The organism is Geodermatophilus amargosae (genome assembly GCF_041028265.1).
Classification (GTDB): Bacteria; Actinomycetota; Actinomycetes; order Mycobacteriales; family Geodermatophilaceae; genus Geodermatophilus; species Geodermatophilus amargosae_A.
On sequence record NZ_JABGCW010000011.1, the window covers coordinates 219,337 to 235,129 of the forward strand.

Annotated in this window: 15 protein-coding genes, 1 tRNA gene and 1 pseudogene; 7 read left to right on the forward strand and 10 right to left on the reverse strand. The window is 74.1% G+C overall.

Annotation, left to right across the window (positions count from 1 at the left end; translation table 11 throughout):
- Positions 1 to 4 precede the first annotated feature (4 nt).
- Positions 5 to 352 (reverse strand): hypothetical protein, encoded by a 348-nt coding sequence (locus HLV61_RS15525; RefSeq protein ID WP_369256955.1) that lies wholly within the window; start codon positions 350 to 352, stop codon positions 5 to 7.
- A 193-nt stretch (positions 353 to 545) separates the two neighbouring features.
- On the opposite strand from HLV61_RS15525, the gene HLV61_RS15530 reads away from it, so the two are divergent.
- The 4 genes from HLV61_RS15530 (at position 546) to HLV61_RS15545 (ending at position 3,524) form a co-directional block, all read left to right on the forward strand.
- On the forward strand, positions 546 to 998 hold the full coding sequence (locus HLV61_RS15530) for a hypothetical protein (RefSeq protein WP_369256956.1): 453 nt from the start codon (positions 546 to 548) through the stop codon (positions 996 to 998).
- 565 nt (positions 999 to 1,563) lie between these two features.
- Positions 1,564 to 1,767 (forward strand): hypothetical protein, encoded by a 204-nt coding sequence (locus tag HLV61_RS15535; RefSeq protein WP_369256958.1) that lies wholly within the window; start codon positions 1,564 to 1,566, stop codon positions 1,765 to 1,767.
- A gap of 205 nt (positions 1,768 to 1,972) precedes the next feature.
- Positions 1,973 to 2,275 (forward strand): helix-turn-helix domain-containing protein, encoded by a 303-nt coding sequence (locus HLV61_RS15540; protein WP_369256959.1) that lies wholly within the window; start codon positions 1,973 to 1,975, stop codon positions 2,273 to 2,275.
- Between the two features lie 115 nt (positions 2,276 to 2,390).
- Positions 2,391 to 3,524, forward strand: a complete 1,134-nt coding sequence (locus tag HLV61_RS15545; RefSeq protein ID WP_369256961.1) for a tyrosine-type recombinase/integrase — start codon at positions 2,391 to 2,393, stop codon at positions 3,522 to 3,524.
- Between the two features lie 110 nt (positions 3,525 to 3,634).
- Here the strand turns inward: HLV61_RS15545 and HLV61_RS15550 are convergent.
- From HLV61_RS15550 to xylA, 8 genes are all read right to left on the reverse strand, one after another.
- Positions 3,635 to 3,708, reverse strand: a tRNA-Pro gene (locus HLV61_RS15550).
- 75 nt (positions 3,709 to 3,783) lie between these two features.
- Entirely contained in the window at positions 3,784 to 5,130 is a 1,347-nt protein-coding gene (der, locus tag HLV61_RS15555; RefSeq protein WP_369256963.1) for a ribosome biogenesis GTPase Der, read from the reverse strand.
- Positions 5,127 to 5,819 (reverse strand): (d)CMP kinase, encoded by a 693-nt coding sequence (gene cmk, locus HLV61_RS15560; protein ID WP_369256965.1) that lies wholly within the window; start codon positions 5,817 to 5,819, stop codon positions 5,127 to 5,129. Before cmk ends, der begins: the two co-directional genes overlap by 4 nt.
- 140 nt (positions 5,820 to 5,959) lie before the next feature.
- Positions 5,960 to 6,322, reverse strand: a complete 363-nt coding sequence (gene aroH / locus HLV61_RS15565; RefSeq protein WP_093579003.1) for a chorismate mutase — start codon at positions 6,320 to 6,322, stop codon at positions 5,960 to 5,962.
- Between the two features lie 362 nt (positions 6,323 to 6,684).
- Entirely contained in the window at positions 6,685 to 7,602 is a 918-nt protein-coding gene (locus tag HLV61_RS15570; RefSeq protein WP_369256968.1) for an aldose 1-epimerase family protein, read from the reverse strand.
- Entirely contained in the window at positions 7,599 to 8,672 is a 1,074-nt protein-coding gene (locus HLV61_RS15575) for an ABC transporter ATP-binding protein (RefSeq protein WP_369256970.1), read from the reverse strand. Before HLV61_RS15575 ends, HLV61_RS15570 begins: the two co-directional genes overlap by 4 nt.
- 69 nt (positions 8,673 to 8,741) lie before the next feature.
- Positions 8,742 to 10,151: a xylulokinase gene (xylB, locus tag HLV61_RS15580; RefSeq protein ID WP_369256972.1), complete on the reverse strand. Its 1,410-nt coding sequence runs from the start codon at positions 10,149 to 10,151 to the stop codon at positions 8,742 to 8,744.
- Between the two features lie 20 nt (positions 10,152 to 10,171).
- The gene (gene xylA / locus HLV61_RS15585) at positions 10,172 to 11,359 is read right to left on the reverse strand and encodes a xylose isomerase (RefSeq protein ID WP_369256974.1); all 1,188 of its coding nucleotides are present in this window, start codon (positions 11,357 to 11,359) and stop codon (positions 10,172 to 10,174) included.
- 91 nt (positions 11,360 to 11,450) lie between these two features.
- On the opposite strand from xylA, the gene HLV61_RS15590 reads away from it, so the two are divergent.
- Positions 11,451 to 12,665 (forward strand): ROK family protein, encoded by a 1,215-nt coding sequence (locus tag HLV61_RS15590; RefSeq protein ID WP_369256976.1) that lies wholly within the window; start codon positions 11,451 to 11,453, stop codon positions 12,663 to 12,665.
- Between the two features lie 5 nt (positions 12,666 to 12,670).
- Here the strand turns inward: HLV61_RS15590 and HLV61_RS15595 are convergent, their stop codons facing one another.
- The gene (locus tag HLV61_RS15595) at positions 12,671 to 13,240 is read right to left on the reverse strand and encodes a carbohydrate ABC transporter permease (RefSeq protein WP_369256978.1); all 570 of its coding nucleotides are present in this window, start codon (positions 13,238 to 13,240) and stop codon (positions 12,671 to 12,673) included.
- Positions 13,241 to 13,263: 23 nt separating this feature from the next.
- Between HLV61_RS15595 and HLV61_RS15600 the strand changes: the two genes are divergently transcribed.
- Together HLV61_RS15600 and HLV61_RS15605 are read left to right on the forward strand one after the other, a co-directional pair.
- Positions 13,264 to 13,854, forward strand: coding sequence for a substrate-binding domain-containing protein (locus tag HLV61_RS15600; protein WP_369257050.1), 591 nt, complete (start codon positions 13,264 to 13,266; stop codon positions 13,852 to 13,854).
- Positions 13,855 to 14,064: 210 nt separating this feature from the next.
- Positions 14,065 to 15,693: pseudogene (locus tag HLV61_RS15605) on the forward strand (glycoside hydrolase family 3 protein); the annotation flags it as partial.
- Positions 15,694 to 15,793 lie beyond the last annotated feature (100 nt).

Consider the following 15,793-nt stretch of genomic DNA (forward strand, 5'->3'; position numbering starts at 1 on the left):
GTGGCTACGACGCCGGAGGCTGCGGCGGCAGCAGATCGAGGAGAAATTCGCTGACCTCATCCTCGGCGGCCGGGTCACTAAGTTTCACGCGAAGCGTGCGCCCGCCGGCAGAGATCACTAGGTCATCGGAACCGTCCTGCTCCTGCCGACGCATCAGCGCGCGAGCGATGCGGCGGCAAGCGGCACCGCCCGCGACGATGGACACGAGAGCTGATCCGGTGTTGATCGACTCGACGACGATGCTGATGACGTCGATGACTGAGTTGCGGGCACCGAAGACTGGCTCCGCCCCGCCTTCGTCAATGAGCTGGTCAGCTATTTCCTCCGGCAACCGGATGGTGGTGCTGGACATGGTCCCCCTCGTGCCGCTGCCCGGACGCTGGGGCGAGGCTACGCGGAACGACGTTCGAGACCACACGAACTCCGCGCGGCGGCGGACTGGAGCAGACAGCACGCTCGAAGTGCCAGCCGCCAGATCCGTCCAAGCCTCTAGCTACGGCGCGAGTCGCCTACAGGCGGTGCCGCCGGAGCGTCAGACTCGGGCCATGGAGCCAACGGTAATCATCGCAGCGATCGGCCTCGTGACTACGGCGGCCAGTCCACTGCTGCAGACTGCGCTTACGGCTCGCAACGCTAAGGTGGCTTGGCGCAGAGATGCTCTGGCCAAGGTCTATGCCGACGCTCTAGCCCATGCCCAGTCCCTTGAGTCGCTAATTGAGCGAGTCACCGATCCGTATGGTTCCCACCGTAAGTGGGCAGATGTGCCCCACGTCGATCTGATCTCGGCGAGGCTCCGCCTGCACGCCCCGGAGGCAGTCTTGGTGGCCTGGCAGGAGCTGAGGCTGCGAGAAGATCAGCTTCGCTTCGACCTGGATGAGAACTACCCCGGGCTCGGGCAAACGTCGGATGCCGTCCCGGCGGATTCCTCCGAACTTCTGAACCTGACGGCCGCAATTAATAGCTTTGTCGGCGTGGTCAGGGACTCCATCGGCAGCTAGGGCTCGCTGAGCAGGTGTTACCCCTCAGTTGCGCGCTCTGGCCAGTCTCCCGGCCCCGTGAGGCCGGCTCGCGGGCTGCTCGGAGCAGCAAACCAACGGCAGTCCCCTTGGTCCAACTGCCAGCCTGCCTCCTCCCCGCCATCAGACGCTGTCGCCGCTCCGGCGACTACCCGACGAACCAAGATCGCGGGCCATCACACGTCTTGCACCTTAGGTTCCGTAATTCGTGGTGACGAGTTGCTGGAGGCCCATCTGCAGCGTCATGGGCATGGGAAGCGGCGGGAGCCCCGGGTACCGAGACCGACAACGTGAGCGGCAACGGCGGGAACAGGAAGCCCGGCGCCGTCAGCGGGCGGAGCAGCCGCCGGCCACCGAGGCCGCGAGGGCGGCCGACGCTTCGGTGGCCGGTCGCGAGCGACGGGCCGCAGCGCGGACCTGCGGGTGGTGCGGAGGGCCGATCACCCCGAAGAGCCGTGGACCGATCCCCAAGTGGTGCTCGGCCACCTGCCGACACCGAGCCTGGGAGCAGACGCGGGCTGCGACGTCGGACCGATCACCGGTCCAGGTGGTCGAGAGGCTGGTGCAGGTCCGCGTCCCCCTGGCCCCGACGCGGCGGGACTGGGCACACCTCCTGGAGGAGCTCGCCGGCCAAGTCGACGACGGTCGCGTCTACGACCGCGACCTGCCGGGGCTCGCCCGGCAATTGGAGACGGTGCTGCACGCCTACCGGCGGCGCGCATGCCTGACCGGCGCTCCCGACGTGTCTTGAATCCGATCTCCAGTCGTTCTCCGGTCCCCAGTTGCCCACCAGCTGACCGAAAGCAAGCGGCCGGGCAGCGGTCCTCCTCGAGCGACTGAAGGGTGCCTGGAGGGCGCCCGTGCACCTTCAGGCGGCAGCGCGACGTGACCGCTTCACCACTGCTTCCGCCGCTGGTCGCCGTCGTGCAGGAGGAGTCGAGGCAGGAGGAGATGGCATGGGTAATCCGCAGCCAGTCCCCGACGGGCTGGCCGCCGATCCCCTCCTCTTGACTCCCGAGGAAGCCGCTCAGGTGCTCCGCGTCGGTCGAACGACGATCTACGCGCTGATGAAGGCCGGCGAGCTCCGTCCGGTGCACATCGGCCGCAGCTGTCGCCTCGCCCGCGCCGAACTCGAGCGCTATGTCCGCATGCTGCAGAACCACCCCCAGGCGGCGCCTGCCCAGCACCGTCGACGCAGCCAGCCCAAGTCGGCGAATCAGAGCGGGCTGTTTAATCCCGATTCCTGGGATGCGTCCTGACCTGTGCAGAACGAGCGCCGTGGTCGGACCGGTGCTGAACACTCTCCGCCGAACCATCCGGAGAAGGCCGAGAGCGGCCGGACGGCCGCCAGCCGCGGCGTTGGGAGGGAGTCTCATGGCGAAGCGAGGGAACGGCGAGGGATCGATCTTCAAGCGGGCCAACGGACGGTGGTACTCGGCTTTGACCTATCGAGACGACGTCGGCGAGGTGAAGCGACGGGAGGTCAGCGGCAGGACGCAGGCGGAGGTGCGGGCGAGGCTCCGGGAGCTGCGGGAGCGCGTCGAGGCCGGCGCCCCCGTCAAGGATGCCTCGATCACGATCGCCGCCTGGCTGGAGGACTGGACGACGAAGGCGCTGCCGGCGAGCGACCGCAAGCAGGCGACGATCGACCTGTACGCGACCATTGCTCGCAGCCATCTGGTGCCGAAGCTGGGCAGCCTGCCCCTCGACCGGCTTCGCCCCTCCGACATTGAGGCCCTGGTGCTCGCCAAGCGCCGCGCCGGCCTCTCTGCGTCATCCGTCCGAACGATCTACACCGTGCTCCGGGCCGCCCTCGACGTCGCGGTCCGGGACGGGCTGATCCAGCGCAACCCGGCCGCCCTGGTCAAACGCCCGGCCGTCGAGCGCAGAGACGCGGGTTACCTCTCCGCACAGCAGGCGGAGGCGCTGCTCGAGGCAGTCCGCGGTGACCGCCTGGAGGCTCTCTACCGCGTGCTGCTGGCGACCGGCCTCCGCCGCGGTGAGGCTCTGGCCCTGCACTGGCGAGACGTCGACCTCGAAGCAGCCGTCGTCCGGGTGCGCTGGACGCTGTCGCGGACGTCTGCCGGTCTCGAGCTGGGCGAGCCGAAAACCGAGAAGTCACGGCGCACCGTGCCGCTCCCCGGCCCCGCCGTCGAGACGTTGCGGGCGCACCGCAAGCGCCAGGCCGCGGAGCAGCTCGCCGCAGGCAGCCTGTGGCAAGCCAGCGGGCTGGTCTTCACCTCAGAGATCGGGACGCCGCTGGAACCGCGCAACGTCCTGCGTCGGTTCGAGGCACTGGCCGAGCGAGCCGGCCTGCGCGGGGTCCACCTGCACACCCTGCGTCACTCGGCGGCGAGCTTCCTGCTCGCCGCGGGCACGCACACGAAGGTGGTGCAGGAGCACCTCGGCCACAGCTCCTTCGCCATCACCGCCGACATCTACAGCCACGTGGCCCCGGCTCAGCAGCGCGAGGCGGCCGACAAGCTCGGGCAGGCCATCCGCTGGTGACGTTGCGGTCCGAATCGCGTTGCGGTTCCGGTTGCGGTGCGGTTGCTGTACCCGCGCGAGAGGCGGGTCGGTCCGAAGGACCAACCCGCCTCTGACCTGCGATTTCACTGTCGGGCTGACAGGATTTGAACCTGCGACCCCTTGACCCCCAGTCAAGTGCGCTACCAAGCTGCGCTACAGCCCGAGCGCCGGGCGGCTCACACCGCCCGATCGCTGCAGGAGCAGGTTACCGCACCGGCTCCCCCGTCCCCGACGGTGGTCAGCCGCGCTTGTCGTTCCCCCGGCCCTCGCGGACCTTCACCGAGATGTCCAGCGGCGTACCGGTGAAGCCCCAGCGCTCGCGCAGCTTGCGCTCGAGGAACCGGCGGTAGCCGGCCTCGAGGAAGCCGGTGGAGAAGACGACGAACCGCGGCGGCCGGACGTCGGCCTGCGTCACGTACTTGATCTTCGGCGCGCGCCCGCCGCGGGCCGGCGGCGGCGTCTCCTGCACCAGCTGACGCACGTAGGCGTTGAGCTCCGCCGTCGGCACCCGGGTCTCCCAGGAGGCGATCGCCGCTCGCAGGTGGTCGGCGAGCCTGCCGACGCCGCGGCCACTGACGGCCGAGATGTTGACCCGCGACGCCCACCTGATCCGGGCGAGGTCGCGGTCGACCTCCCGCTCCAGCTGGGCGTGCCGGTCCTCGTCGATGGCGTCCCACTTGTTGAAGGCGATGACCAGCGCGCGGCCGGCCTCGATCACCTGGGTGATCACCCGCTGGTCCTGCTCGCTGATCACCTCGTCGGCGGCCAGCAGCACGACGGCGACCTCGGCGGCCTGGATGGCGGCCTCGGTGCGCAGGCTGGCGTAGTACTCGGTGCCGCTGGCGGTGTTCACCTTGCGGCGCAGGCCCGCGGTGTCCACGAACCGCCACTCCTCGCCGCCCAGGCTGATGAGCGAGTCGACCGGGTCCACGGTGGTGCCGGCCACGGAGTCGACGACCGAGCGCTCCTCCTTGGCCAGCCGGTTGAGCAGGCTGGACTTGCCCACGTTGGGCCTGCCCACCAGTGCCACCCGCCGCGGGCCGCCCTCCTCGGGCTCCCCTCGCGGCGCCTCGGGCAGCGCGTCGAGCACCAGGTCGAGCAGGTCGCCGGACCCGCGGCCGTGCAGCGCGCTCACCGGCTGCGGCTCCCCCAGGCCCAGCGACCACAGCTCGGCGGCGTTGGACTCGCTGCGCTCGTCGTCGACCTTGTTGGCGACGACGATCACCGGCCGGTCGCTGCGGCGCAGGATGCGCGCGGCGGCCAGGTCGGTGTCGGTCGCACCGACGGTGCTGTCGACGACGAGGACGATCACGTCGGCGGTGCGCATGGCGAACTCCGCCTGCCGACTGATCGAGGCCCCCAGCCCCTCCGCCTTGGGGTCCCACCCGCCGGTGTCGGTGACGGTGAACCGCCGTCCGTTCCACAGCCCCTCGTAGGAGATGCGGTCGCGGGTCACCCCCGGGATGTCCTGCACCACCGCGGCGCGCCGTCCCAGGATCCGGTTCACCAGCGTCGACTTGCCCACGTTGGGGCGGCCGACGATCGCCACCACCGGCAGCGGACCTCCCGTGCCCTCCTCGCTCATGTCCTCTCCCCTGCCCCGACCGCCGAGAGCGCCAGGTCGACGACGCGGTCGACGACGGCCTCCCGGTCCAGGTCGGTGCTGTCCACGACCACCGCGTCGGCGGCCGGCCGCAGCGGGCTGTCCGCGCGGCTGCTGTCGTACTCGTCCCGGCGGCGCAGGTCGGCCGCGAGCGCGGCGACCTCCGCCGGGTCGCCGATCCCGAGCTGCCCCGCCCGCCGCTGCGCCCGGACCTCCGGGGCGGCGGTCAGGTAGACCTTCAGCGTCGCGTCGGGCAGCACGACGGTGCCGATGTCGCGCCCCTCGACGACGACGGCGTCGGCCGAGGCCACCAGCGCGCGCTGCTGGTCGACCAGCTGACGGCGCACCGCGGGCACCGCCGACACCGCCGACACGTTGCGGGTCACCTCGGCGCCGCGGATCCGCTCGGCGACGTCGGCGCCGTCGACCTCCACCTGCTCGACGCCGGCCGTCGTCCCCACCTCGATGCGGGCGCCGGCGACCACGCGGGCCACCGCGTCGGCGTCCTCGGGGTCCACGCCGGCGTCGATGACGGCCACCGTGGCCGCGCGGTACATGGCCCCGGTGTCGAGGTAGGCCGCCCCGAGCCGGGCGGCGACCGCCCGCGCCACGCTGGACTTGCCCGTCCCCGACGGCCCGTCGAGGGTCACCTGACCCCTGAACCCGCTCACTGCGCGATCACCCCGCACAGTGGTCTCCGCCCGCTGGCGCTCGCTCACTGCGCGATCACCCCGCACAGTGGTCTCCGCTCGCTGGCGCTCGCTCACTGCGCGATCACCCCGCGTAGTGGTCTCCGCTCGCTGGCGCTCGCTCACTGCGCGATGTCCCGTCGCAGCGCCACGGCACCCCGCAGGTACACGTGCTGGATCTCCGTCCGCGGCCGATCGGTCTCCACGTGCGCCATCAGCCGCAGCACCCGCGGCAGCGCGTGCGGGACGCCGATCTCGGTGGCGCACATCAACGGCACGTCGCCCATCCCGAGCTCGCGGGCGGCCAGCGCCGGGAACTCCGAGACCAGGTCCGGGGTGGCGGTGAACAGGATGCTGATGATGTCGTCGTGGTCGAGGCCGTTGCGCTCCACCACGGTGCTCACGAGTTCGCGGGTGGCCTCGAGGACCTCGTCGCGGTCGTCGGCGTCCACCTGTGTCGCGCCGCGGATGGCCCGTACGGCCACGTGCACCCTCCTCGATCGGTCCCGGCTCCCGGAAACGGGGTGCCCGGTCGAGTCTAGGTACCCCGCGCCACCGCCCCTCCCCCGTGCGCCATGTGCACTACGAAGGCCCCTCCTCCGCCCTCGTCCGGTGCGCCTTCAGCGCTACGAGGCCCCTCCTCCGCCCTCGTCCGGTGCGCCTTCAGCGCTACGAGGCCCCTCCTCCGCCCTCGTCCGGTGCGCCTTCAGCGCTACGAGGCCCCTCTTCCGCTTCGTCCGGTGCGCCTTTAGCGCTACGAAGGCTTCGCCCTGCTGGGAGAACGGCAGTTGAGTTGGGGATAACGGTCCGGCAGGCAAGATGGGATCCGGACGACCGGGTGAGCGGGTCAGAGGGGGCGGATGCCCCAGGTGCCGGTGCGGGACTCCCCCGGCTCCAGCCGCACGACCGCCTCCCCGGAGCGGAAGGCGTCCGGCGGGCAGGTCATCGGCTCGACGGCCAGCCCCAGACGGCGGCGCGACGGCGGCTCGACGACGTCGCCGGTGAACACCTGCAGGTACCCGTAGGAGGAGTCCATCCAGACGGCGGCGCCGCTGCCGTCGGGGCGGACGAGGCGCACCTCGGCGGTGCCGTCGGCGTCCCGGGCGAGGTCGGTGAAGCAGTCGTCGACGACGAGGTCGCCGACGGGCCGTCCGCCGCGCAGGTCGAACGGGGTCCCCTCGACCGGCTCGCTCCCCACCGGCAGCAGCCGGTCGTCGGTCAGCACGCGGGTGGCCGCGGGGAGGGTGAGGGTGCAGTCGTCGACCCGCAGGCCCGGCCCGGCGGCGAGGTAGGGGTGGTGGCCCTCGCCGTAGGGCAGGTCGGCGTCGCCCTCGTTGGTGGCGGTGGTCGTCACCCGCAGCCCGTCCGCCGACAGCTCGTACCCCACCCGCAGGCGCAGGGAGAAGGGATAGCCCGGCTGCGGGTGCAGCAGGTGCTCGAGCACCACGGCGTCGTCGGACCGGGCCAGCAGCCGCCACGCCACGTGCCGCACCAGGCCGTGGATCGCCGTCCCCCGCTCCGGCTCGGTCACCGGGGTGCGCAGCGCGGTGCCGTTCCAGGACCACTCGCCGTCACGCAGCCGGTTGGGCCAGGGCGCGAGCACGTTGCCGCGCACGTCCGGGGCCATCTCGCCGGCGTCGAACCCGTCGACGACGTCGCGCCCGCCGGCGCGGTAGGTGCGCAGCCCGCCACCGACCTCGACGACGACGGCCTCGGCGTCCCCGGAGCGGAGGACGTGCTGCTCGCCGGTGGGCGGGAGACTCACCCGAGCCGCTCGCCGTCGAGGCTGGAGAACAGGTGCACCTGGCCGGTGCGCGGCGCGACGTGCAGCAGGTCGCCCTTGAGCGGCGGGCGGCGGCCGTCGACCCGGACGGTCACGGTGTGCCGCTGCCCGTCGAGGTCGGCGTGGCCGTACACGTAGGCGTCGGCGCCGAGCTCCTCGACGACGTCGACCTCCACGGGCAGCCCCTGCCCGGCGACCTCGAGGTCCTCGGGCCGCACGCCGAGCACCACCCGGTCGGAGCCGGCGCGGCCGAGCACCTCGCGCTCCACCGGGTGCACGGTGTCGCCGAACCGGACCCCGCCGTCGGCCACCGGCAGTTCCACGAGGTTCATCGCCGGCGAGCCGATGAAGCCCGCGACGAAGACGTTGCGCGGCCGGTCGTAGAGCTCCCGGGGACGGCCGGCCTGCATGAGCAGGCCGTCCTTGAGCACCGCGACCCGGTCGCCCATCGTCATGGCCTCGGTCTGGTCGTGGGTGACGTAGACGGTGGTGATCCCCAGCCGCCGCTGCAGCTGGGCGATCTGGGTGCGGGTCTGCACCCGCAGCTTGGCGTCGAGGTTGGACAGCGGCTCGTCCATGAGGAAGACCTGCGGCTTGCGCACGATCGCCCGGCCCATCGCCACCCGCTGCCGCTGGCCGCCCGACAGCGCCCGCGGCTTGCGGTCGAGGTACTGCTCGAGGTCGAGCAGCCGGGCGGCCTCGCGCACCCGCTCGCCGATCTCGGCCTTGCCGACCTTGGCCATCTTGAGCGCGAAGCCCATGTTGTCGGCCACGGTCATGTGCGGGTACAGCGCGTAGTTCTGGAACACCATCGCGATGTCGCGCGACTTCGCCGGCAGGTCGGTCACGTCGCGCTCGCCGATGAGGATCCGGCCGCCGTCGACGTCCTCGAGCCCCGCGAGCATCCGCAGCGACGTGGACTTCCCGCAGCCGGACGGGCCGACGAGGACGAGGAACTCGCCGTCGGCGACCTCCAGGTCCAGCGCGTCGACGGCCGGGCGGTCGGCTCCGGGGTAGACGCGGGTGGCGGACTCGTAGGTGACGGTGGCCATGGGGTGCTCCTCGCGGGTTCGGCGACGGTGCCGGGTGGTCCGGGTGACGGGCGGGTGCTGCGGGGCTGGTCAGGCGCGGTGGGCGGTGAGGTCGCGGACCTCGGCGTAGCGCTCGCGGACGACGGGGGTCGGGTCGGCCTCGTGGACCTCCGTACCAGGCCGCGGCCACTCGGGTGCCTCGGCCGCGCCGGACAGCACCCAGGCGGCCTGGCGGGCGGCGCCGTCGGCGACGTACTCCCCCGGCGGCGGAGCGAGCACCGGCACGCCGAGGACGGCGGGGGCGATCCGGCGGACCGCCTCCGACCGCGCACCGCCACCGACCAGCAGCACCCGGCGCACCTCGGCGCCCGTGGCGCGGACGGCGTCGAGACCGTCGGCCAGGCCGCACAGCAGCCCCTCGACGGCGGCGCGGGCCAGGTGCGCCGGGGTCGAGGTGGCCAGTGTCAGGCCGTGGACGGCGCCTGTCGACGTCGGCCGGTCCGGCGTCCGCTCGCCCTCCAGGTAGGGGACGAGCACCAGCCCGCCGGCGCCGGCCGGGGCCGAGAGCGCCAGCCGCGACAGCTCCTCGTGGTCGACGCCGAGCAGCCGCGCGGTGGCGTCGAGGACGCGGGCGGCGTTCAGGGTGGCGACCAGCGGCAGGAACCGCCCGGTGGCGTCGGCGAACCCGGCCACCGCGCCGCTGGGGTCGGCGGCCGGGGTCTCCGAGACGATCGAGACGACGCCGGAGGTGCCGACCGACAGGACGACGTCGCCGGGCTCGGCGGCCAGGCCGAGTGCGGCCGCGGCGTTGTCGCCGGTGCCCGGGCCGAGCACCGCGCCGGCCGCGGACGTGCCCGCCGCCTCGGCCGGGCCGAGCACCCGGGGCAGGTGCGGCGTGGCGCCGAACGCCCGCTCCAGGAGGTCGGTGCGGTACTCCCCCGTCGCGGCCGACCAGTAGCCGGTGCCGCTGGCGTCCCCGCGGTCGGTGACCAGCGCGTCCAGGCCCGGACGCCCCGCCAGCACCCACGTCAGCCAGTCGTGCGGCAGGCAGACGGCGGCCGTCCGGGCGGCGTTGTCCGGCTCGTGCTCGGCCAGCCAGCGCAGCTTGGTGACGGTGAACGAGGCCACCGGGACCAGGCCGACGGCGTCGGCCCACGCCTGGCGCCCCGCCGGCCCGTCACCGAGCTCGCGGGTCAGGTCCGCGGCCGCACCGGCCGAGCGGGTGTCGTTCCACAGCAGCGCGTCGCGGACGACCTCGCCGTCCTCGGCGAGGCAGACCATGCCGTGCTGCTGGCCGCCCACGGCGACCGCCGCGACGTCGTCCAGGCCCCCCGCCTGGGCCACTGCCTGCTCGAGAGCGGCGGCCCAGGCCGCGGGGGCGACCTCGGTGCCGTCGGGGTGCGGCGCCCGGCCCTCGCGCACGAGGGTCCCGGACGCCGCGTCCCGGACGACGACCTTGCACGCCTGGGTGGAGGTGTCCACCCCCGCGACCAGAGTCATCGGCGCGATCGTCCCGCCGGTCAGCCGCGGGCGCCGAGCAGGTGCTCGACGGCGAGCTGCGAGAGGCGCACCTGACCGCCGCGGCGGGCGCCGGCGGCCTCGGCGTCGAAGTCCTCGAACGCCGAGCGGTCGGCCAGCAGCTCCTCGTAGGAGCCGTCGCCGAGGGTCGGCTGCGCGAGCTCCGGCACCGCGGCGTCGGCGAGGGCCTCCTGCACCTCCGGGTCGGCGCGGAAGGCGGCGGCCCGCTCCTTGAGCAGCAGGTAGGTGCGCATGTTCGCCGCGGCCGACTCCCAGACGCCCGTGAGGTCCTCGGTGCGCAGCGGCTTGTAGTCGAAGTGGCGCGGGCCCTCGTAGGCCGGGCCGCCGTTCGGGCCGCCGTGCTCGAGCAGGTCGACCGTGGCGAAGGCGCTCAGCACGTCGCCGTGGCCGAAGACGAGGTCCTGGTCGTACTTGATGCCGTGCTGGCCGTTGAGGTCGATGTGGAAGAGCTTGCCCTGCCACAGCGCCTGGGCGATGCCGTGCGTGTAGTTCAGGCCGGCCATCTGCTCGTGCCCGACCTCGGGGTTCACGCCCACCAGGTCGGCGTGCTCGAGGGTGGAGATGAAGGCGATCGCGTGCCCGATGGTGGGCAGGAAGATGTCGCCGCGCGGCTCGTTGGGCTTGGGCTCCAGCGCGAAGCGCAGGCCGTAGCCGCGGTCCTCGGAGTACTGCGCCAGGGTGTCGATCGACTCGCGGAAGCGGTCGAGCGCCGCGGTGAGGTCCTTCGCGCCGTCGACCTCCGCGCCCTCGCGGCCGCCCCACAGCACGTAGGTCTTCGCGCCGAGCTCGGCGGCGAGGTCCATGTTGCGCATGACCTTGCGCATCGCGAACCGGCGGACGCCGCGGTCGTTGGCAGTGAGCGCGCCCTCCTTGAACACCGGGTGGGTGAACAGGTTGGTGGTCGCCATCGGCACCACCAGGCCGGTCTCCTCGAGGGCACCCGTGAAGCGCTCGATGATCTTGTCGCGCTCGCCGCTCGCGGTGCCGAACGGGATCAGGTCGTCGTCGTGGAAGGTGACGCCGTAGGCGCCGAGCTCGGCCAGCCGGTGCACGCTCTCGACCGGGTCGATCGGCGGGCGGGTGGCCTCGCCGAACGGGTCGCGGGCGTTCCAGCCCACCGTCCACAGGCCGAAGGAGAAGCGGTCCTCGCGGGTGGGCTGCGCTGCCATGGGGTTCCTCCCGGGAACGGGTGTGCGGAGACGGGCCGACCAATTTTGTTTCAGGCTAGAACATAATGCACGTCACAGCTAACCTCAACCCGTGACCGTGCCGGTGTCCAGCCTCGAGGTGGGTCGCGCGCGGTCCTCGACCCCGCGCCCGGCCAACCTCGCCCTGGTGCTCCGGACGGTGTGCACCGCCGACACCCTCCCCTCGCGGGCCGACGTCGCGGCGGCCACCGGGATGACCCGCGCCACCGCCGCCCGCCTCGCCGACGACCTGGTCGCCGGCGGCCTGCTCGACGAGGTCGAGGCGACGCCGTCGGGCCGCCGGGGCCGGCCGGCCACTCCCCTGGCGCCCGGCTCCCGGGTGGTCGCCCTGGGCCTGCAGGCCGACGCCGGCCTGCTCGCCGGCCGGGTGCTCGACCTGCGCGGACGGGTGGTGGGCGAGCGCGTGGAGCCGGGCGACCTGCGCGGCAGCGACCCCGCCGCCACCCTGGCCCGGCTCGGCGATCTCGCCGCGGACCTGCTCGGCGGGCTGCCGGACGGCACGCGGGTGGCCGGTGCCGGCCTCGCCCTGCCGGGCATCGTCGACGGCGGCACCGGGGTGCTGCTGCGCGCGCCGAACCTGGGCTGGTCCGACGTCTCCCCGGCCGACCTGCTCGCGCCGCGGCTGCCCGGCGGACTGGATCCGGTGCCCGGCAACGAGGCCGACCTCGCCGCGCGCACCGTGGCCGAGACCGCGCCCGGCCGACCCGGCCCGCACCGCGACTTCGTCTACCTGTCCGGCCAGATCGGGATCGGCGGCGCCACGGTGCTCGACGGCCGGGTCATGTGCGGCAGCTCGGGTTGGGCCGGCGAGATGGGCCACGTGTGCGTCGACCCCGACGGGCCGGCCTGCCGCTGCGGGTCCACCGGCTGCCTGGAGCAGTACGCCGGGCGCGACGCCCTGCTGGCCGCCGCAGGGCTGCCGCGCGGCACTCCCCCCGGCGAACTGGCCCGGCGCGCGGCCGGCGGCGACCCCCCCGCCTGCGCGGCGGTGGCCGGTGCGGCGCGCGCGCTGGGCATCGCGCTGGCCGGCGTCCTCAACGTGCTCGACGTGCCGGTCGTGGTCCTCGGTGGGCACCTCGGCGAGCTCGCCGGCCTGCTGCGCCCCGCACTGGAGGAGCACCTGGGCCGGCGCGTGCTGTCGGCCCGCTGGCGCCGGCCCCGCGTCGAGGCCGCACCCGGCGCGCCGGCGGCGGGGGCGACGGGAGCGGCACTGCGCGCGCTCGCCGACGTCGTCGACGACCCCGCCCGGTGGCTGGACGCCCACTGAGGCGGCTACTTGCCGAAGCCGGCGGTCAGGCCGCTGAGCAGGTAGCGCCGGCCGACCAGGTACAGCACGAAGATCGGCACCACCGACAGCGTGACGGCCGCCAGCAGACCCGGCACGTTGGTGCCGAACTGCCCCTGGAAGTCCCACAGCCCGAGGGTGAGCACGCGGGTGTCCCGTGACTGGGTGAGCACCAGCGGGAAGAGGAAGCCGTTCCAGGCGTTCAGCGCGGTGAACACCGCCACCGTCGTGATCGCCGGCCTGGCCAGCGGCAGCACCAGGTGGCGCAGCACCCCGAACGGTCCGGCACCGTCGAGCGTCTGCGCCTCGTACAGCTCGTTCGGGATGTCGCGCAGGCCGTTGGTCATCACCAGCAGCGCCACCGGCAGGGCGAAGGCCGCCGTCGGCAGGATGATCGCGAGCAGGGTGTCGTACAGGCGCATCTGGGTGATGAGCAGGTAGACCGGGATGATCGTCGCCTGCGCGGGGATGGCCAGCCCGATCAGCATCAGCGAGAAGATCCGCTGCACCGCGCGCCCGGAGTTGCGGGCCACGGTGTAGGCCGCCGGCACGGTCACCGCGCCGGCTGGGCCGCTCGGACCTGCCGGTCGTCGTCATCGACCCGGTCGACATGCCCGGCCCCGACGTGCCCAGCGTCGGCGCCACCAACTGGTCCGGCGGCATGTCCGCCACCGAGCACCTCGTCGAGCTGGGCCACCGGCGGATCGCGGTCGTCGGCGGCCCCGAGGACTACCTGTGCAGCCGGGCCCGCATCGACGGCTACCGCGCCGCGCTCGACCGCGCCGGCATCCCGGCCGACCCGGCGCTGGTGCGCCACGGAAACTTCCACCACGACGGCGGCTACGAGCGCGCCCGGGAGCTGCTGGAGCTGCCCGACCGGCCGACGGCGGTCTTCGCCGGCAGCGACGAGCAGGCCTTCGGCGTGCTGGAGGCCGCCCGCCAGGCGGGGCTGTCGGTGCCCGGCGACCTGTCCGTCGTCGGCTTCGACGACCTCCCCATGGCCCGCTGGTCCTCCCCGCCCCTGACCACCGTGCGCCAGCCGCTGGCCGACATGGGCCGGATGGCCGGGCGCATGCTGCTCGACCTGGTCAGCGGCCGCGAGCTGGCCAGCCAGCGGGTCGAGCTGGCCACCTCGCTGGTGCCGCGCGCGTCCACGGCCCGCCGTCCCTGACCCTCCCTCCCCCGCATCGCCGGCGGGCGCGCGCCCTGCGCCGCCGGTCCTCCGCCAGCACCTCTGGAGCGCACCGTGACCGACCAGCCCCTGCTCGCCCACCGCCCCGTAGACGACCCCGCCGGCCGCCCCGCCGCCGACGCGGGGGCGGGCACCTGGCGGGACCCCTCCCGGCCGCTGGCCGGGCGGGTGGCCGAGCTCGTGGCCGAGATGACCCTCGAGGAGAAGGTCGCGCAGCTCTACGGCGTCTGGACGACGATCGGCGACGGCGAGGACGTCGCACCCCACCAGCACGAGTTCGCCGAGCCGCTGCCCCCGTGGGAGGTGCTGACCCGCCCCGGCCTGGGCCACCTGACCCGCGTCTTCGGCACCGCGCCGGTGGAGCCGCTCACCGGCGCCCGGGTCCTGGCGGCCACCCAGCGCGGCATCGTGGCGGGCTCGCGCCTGGGCATCCCGGCGATCGCGCACGAGGAGTGCCTGACCGGGCTGGCCGCCTGGCAGGCGACGGTGTTCCCGACCCCGCTGGCGTGGGGCGCCTCCTTCGACCCGGCGACCGTGCAGGAGATGGCCGCGGGCATCGGCCGGCTTCTGCGCCGGATCGGCGTGCACCAGGGCCTGGCCCCGGTCCTCGACGTCGCCGTCGACGCCCGCTGGGGCCGCACCGAGGAGACCATCGGCGAGGACCCGCACCTGGTGGCCACCCTCGGCAGCGCCTACGTCCGCGGCCTGGAGGACACCGGCGTCGTCGCCACCCTCAAGCACTTCGCCGGCTACTCCGCCTCCGGGGCCGGGCGCAACCACGCCCCGGTGCGGATGGGCCCGCGCGAGCTCGCCGACCTGCTGCTGCCCCCGTTCGAGGCGGCGCTGCGCGAGGGCGGCGCCCGCTCGGTCATGCACTCCTACGCCGCCGTCGACGGGGTCGCGCCGGCCGCCGACCCGGCGCTGCTCACCGGGCTGCTGCGCGACACCCTCGGCTTCGACGGCGTGGTGGTCGCCGACTACTTCGGCGTCTCGTTCCTCGAGACCACCCAGCACGTGGCCGCCTCGCCGGGCGAGGCCGCCGCGCTGGCGCTGGCCGCCGGGGTCGACGTCGAGCTGCCCACGGTCCGCTGCTACGGCACGCCGCTGCTGGAGCGGGTGCGCAGCGGAGAGGTCCCGGAGGCGCTGGTCGACCGCGCGCTGGAGCGGGTGCTGCGGCAGAAGGGCGAGCTCGGCCTGCTCGACGCCGGCTGGGACCCCGAGCCCGAGGCGCTGCGCGACGGCGAGCCCCTCGACCTCGACCCGCCGCACCTGCGCGAGGTGGCCCGCGTGCTGGCCGAGCGCTCGGTGGTGCTGCTGGACAACCCGCGCGGCGTGCTGCCGCTGGCCGCGCCGCAGCGGATCGCCGTCGTCGGCCCGTGCGCCGACGAGGTCCTGTCCCTCATGGGCTGCTACGCCTTCCCCAACCACGTCGGCGTGCAGCACCCCGACGTGCCGCTGGGCCTGCGGGTGCCCACGCTGCTCGACGCCGTGCGGGCCGAGTTCCCCGGCGCCGAGGTGCGCACCGCCCTCGGCTGCCCGGTCCAGGGAACCGACCGAAGCGGCATCGACGCCGCGGTGGCCGCGGCCCGCGAGGCCGACGTGTGCGTGGCCGTCGTCGGCGACCGCTCGGGGCTGTTCGGCCGCGGCACCTCCGGCGAGGGCTGCGACGCCGCGGACCTGCGGCTGCCCGGCGTCCAGGGCGAGCTGCTCGACGCCCTGCTGGCCGCCGGCACCCCCGTCGTCGTGGTGCTGCTCACCGGCCGGCCCTACGCACTCGGCGACATCGCCGGCCGGGCGGCCGCGGTGGTCCAGGCCTTCTTCCCCGGCGAGGAGGGCGCCGGCGCGGTCGCGGGCGTGCTCAGCGGCCGGGGTCGGCCCCTCCGGGCGGCTGCCGGTGTCGGTGCCGCGGGGGCCCGGC